The organism is Streptomyces sp. RP5T (assembly GCF_003933965.1).
Lineage (GTDB): Bacteria > Actinomycetota > Actinomycetes > Streptomycetales > Streptomycetaceae > Streptomyces.
Genome location: NZ_RSAJ01000779.1, coordinates 1 through 3,274, shown reverse-complemented (window position 1 = coordinate 3,274; position 3,274 = coordinate 1). Strand labels below are relative to the sequence as shown.

The window sequence follows — 3,274 nt, the reverse complement described above, 5'->3', positions numbered from 1 at the left end:
CCCCTCGAAGGCCCGCCTGCGCGCCTGGGCCACCCGCGCCCCGCTGCTCCCCGCCCTGATCTTCATGATCGCGGTCACCCAACTGCCCTTCGTGGCCACGGTGGTGATCTCGTTCTTCGACTGGAACTCCCTCTATCCGAAGGCCCGCCACTTCACCGGTGTCGACAACTACCAGGAGGTCCTCACCGACGCGGACCTGCGCCACTCGGTGTGGACGACGATCCTGCTGACAGTGACGGTGGTCCTGGTCAGCCTGGTCCTCGGACTGCTCCTGGCCCTGCTCCTCGACCGGCGCTTCAAGGGCCGGGGCGTGGTCCGCACCCTGCTGATCGCCCCCTTCCTGGTGGTCCCGGTGGCGGCCGCCCTGCTCTGGAAACATGTGCTCTACAACCCTGAATACGGCCTGCTCAATGGGTTGTTGCACTATGTGGGCGGTCCCCAGCCCGACTGGATCTCCAACACCCCGCTGCTCGCGGTCGAGGCGTCCCTCGTCTGGCAGTGGACGCCGTTCATGATGCTCATCCTGCTGGCCGGCCTCCAGAGCCGCGACCAGCAGCAGATGGAGGCCGCCCGGGTGGACGGCGCGAGCGACTGGCAGATCTTCCTCCACCTCACGCTCCCGCATCTGCGCCGCTATCTCGAACTCGGCGCCCTGCTGGGCTCGATCTACATCGTCCAGAACTTCGACGCGGTCTTCACCATCACCTCCGGCGGCCTCGGGACCGCCAACCTGCCCTACACCGTCTACCAGAGCTTCTACCAGGCCCACGAGAACGGCCTCGCCTCGGCCGCCGGCGTCCTGGTCGTCATCGGCTCGATCATCATCGCGACCTTCGCCCTGCGCGTGGTGTCGTCCCTGTTCCGTGAGGAGGCCGGCCGCGCATGAGCAGCCAGATCGCCGTGAAACGCAAGGGACTCGGTCTGGGCCTGGTGGCCTGGCTGCTGGGGATCGTCTTCTTCCTGCCGATCGCCTGGATGGCCCTGACGTCCTTCCACTCGGAGACGGACGCGGCCACCAACCCGCCCTCCTTCGGCGCCGCCCTCACCCTGGACGGCTACCGCGAGTTCTTCGGCACGGGCGGCGGCGCGAGCCCCTGGCCCGCGCTGATCAACTCGACCGTCGCCTCGCTGGCCTCGACCCTCCTCGTCCTGCTCCTGGCCCTCCCGGCGGCGTACGCGCTGTCGATCCGGCCGGTCAAGAAGTGGACGGACGTCCTGTTCTTCTTCCTGTCGACGAAGATGCTCCCGGTGGTGGCGGGCCTGCTGCCCATCTACCTGTTCGCGAAGAACACGGGCATGCTCGACAACATCTGGCTGCTGGTCGTCCTCTACACCTCGATGAACCTGCCGATCGCGGTCTGGATGATGCAGTCCTTCCTCGCCGAGGTCCCGGTGGCGGTGATCGAGGCCGCGCGCGTGGACGGCGCCCGGCTGCCGACCGTCCTCGCGCGCGTGGTCGCCCCCATCGCCCTGCCGGGCATCGCCGCAACGGCCCTGATCTGCTTCATCTTCAGCTGGAACGAACTGCTCTTCGCGCGGGTGCTCACCGGCGTGGTCGCCGAGACCGCCCCCGTCTTCCTGACCGGCTTCATCACCAGCCAGGGCCTGTTCCTGGCGAAGGTGTGCGCCGCGTCGCTCGTCATCTCCCTGCCGGTGCTCGCCGCGGGGTTCGCCGCCCAGGACAAACTGGTCCAGGGCCTGTCGCTGGGAGCCGTGAAATGAAGGCCGCCGTCATCGAGTCCGTGGGCCGTGCCGTCGTCACCGAGGTCCCCGACCCGACGCCAGGGCCGCGCGAGGTCGTCGTCGAGGTCGCCGCGTGCGGCCTGTGCGGCACCGACCTGCACATCCTCCAGGGCGAGTTCGCCCCCGAGCTGCCGATCGTGCCGGGCCACGAGTTCGCGGGCGAGGTGGTCGGGGTCGGCACCCGGGTCACCGAGCTGGCGGTCGGCGACCGGGTGGCCGTGGACCCCTCGCTCTACTGCCACGAGTGCCGGTACTGCCGTACGGGCCACAACAACCTCTGCGAGCGCTGGGCCGCGATCGGCGTGACCACGGCGGGAGGCGCGGCGCAGTTCGCCGTCGCGCCGGTCGCCAACTGCGTACGGCTGCCCGAGCACATCCTCACCCAGGACGCGGCGCTGGTGGAGCCGCTGTCCTGCGCGGTGCGGGGTTACGACGTCCTGCGGTCCCGGCTGGGCGCCCATGTGCTGATCTACGGCTCGGGGACCATGGGCCTGATGATGCTGGAGCTGGCCAAGCGGACCGGCGCGGCGAGCGTGGACGTGGTGGACGTGAACCCGGCCCGGCTGGAGACGGCCCGCAAGCTCGGTGTCTCGGCCTCGGCCGGCACCCCGGACGAGCTGGACCGCCCGCAGGGCTGGGACCTGGTGATCGACGCGACGGGCAACGCGGCGGCGATCCAGGACGGCCTGGACCGGGTGGCCAAGGCCGGCACCTTCCTCCAGTTCGGTGTGGCCGACTACGCGACGCGGGTGACGATCGACCCGTACCGCATCTACAACCAGGAGATCACCATCACCGGCTCCATGGCGGTCCTGCACAGCTTCGAGCGCGCGGCGGAGCTGTTCGCGACCGGGGTCCTGGACCCGGACGTCTTCATCAGCGACCGGCTGCCGCTGGACAGCTATCCGCAGGCGCTGGACCAGTTCGCGTCGGGGGTGGGCCGCAAGATCGTGGTGGTGCCGTAGAAGATTAAGGGAACGGTAAAGCGCACTCGCTCGTTCACCGGGCATGACAGCTATGACCCCCGGCTCGAACATCCCCCTCCCCGTCACCCGAGTGACGGTGGACGTCTCCGCCCCGGTGCGGCTCGACGTATCGGGCCTGCTGCTCACCGCCGACGGCAAGGTGCGCTCCGACGACGACTTCATCTTCTACAACCAGCCGACGGGACCGGGGGTCACCTACCGGTCGGGCGGCGGTACGGCGCCGGACGCGATCAGCGTCGACACCGCCGCCCTGCCCCCCGGCATCGAGAAGATCGTCGTCACCGCGAGCCCGGACGCCGCGGGCCAGACCTTCCAGGGCATCGAGCCGACGGCCACGATCCGCAACGCGGACGACAACAGCGAGCTGGCCACCTTCACCCCGCCGCAGCTCGGCACCGAGACCGCGCTGGTGGTCGTGGAGATCTACCTGCGCAACGGCGCCTGGAAGGCCCGGGCCGTGGGACAGGGGTACGCCAACGGGCTGGCCGGCATCGCGACGGACTTCGGCGTGACGGTGGAGGAACCCGCCCCGGCACCGGTGGCTG

At 69.7% G+C, this 3,274-nt stretch carries 4 protein-coding genes; all 4 read left to right on the top strand.

What is annotated here, in order from left to right; translation table 11 throughout:
• Positions 1-16: 16 nt before the first annotated feature.
• Positions 17-886: a carbohydrate ABC transporter permease gene (locus EHS43_RS40855; RefSeq protein WP_260470945.1), complete on the top strand. Its 870-nt coding sequence runs from the start codon at positions 17-19 to the stop codon at positions 884-886.
• Positions 883-1,722, top strand: coding sequence for a carbohydrate ABC transporter permease (locus EHS43_RS40850; protein ID WP_125195585.1), 840 nt, complete (start codon positions 883-885; stop codon positions 1,720-1,722). The genes EHS43_RS40855 and EHS43_RS40850 overlap by 4 nt, the downstream gene beginning before the upstream one ends.
• Complete coding sequence (locus EHS43_RS40845; RefSeq protein ID WP_125195584.1) at positions 1,719-2,708, top strand: zinc-dependent alcohol dehydrogenase family protein; 990 nt, start codon at positions 1,719-1,721, stop codon at positions 2,706-2,708. The genes EHS43_RS40850 and EHS43_RS40845 overlap by 4 nt, the downstream gene beginning before the upstream one ends.
• A 52-nt stretch (positions 2,709-2,760) precedes the next feature.
• A partial coding sequence (locus EHS43_RS40840) for a TerD family protein (protein ID WP_185806627.1) occupies positions 2,761-3,274 on the top strand: 514 nt, incomplete at its 3' end.

What these genes read in the sequence shown, in the direction of transcription:
- EHS43_RS40850 (WP_125195585.1), top strand. Translation starts at nt 883, where the DNA reads ATGAGCAGCCAGATCGCCGTGAAACGCAAGGGACTCGGTCTGGGCCTG.
- EHS43_RS40845 (WP_125195584.1), top strand. Translation starts at nt 1,719, where the DNA reads ATGAAGGCCGCCGTCATCGAGTCCGTGGGCCGTGCCGTCGTCACCGAG.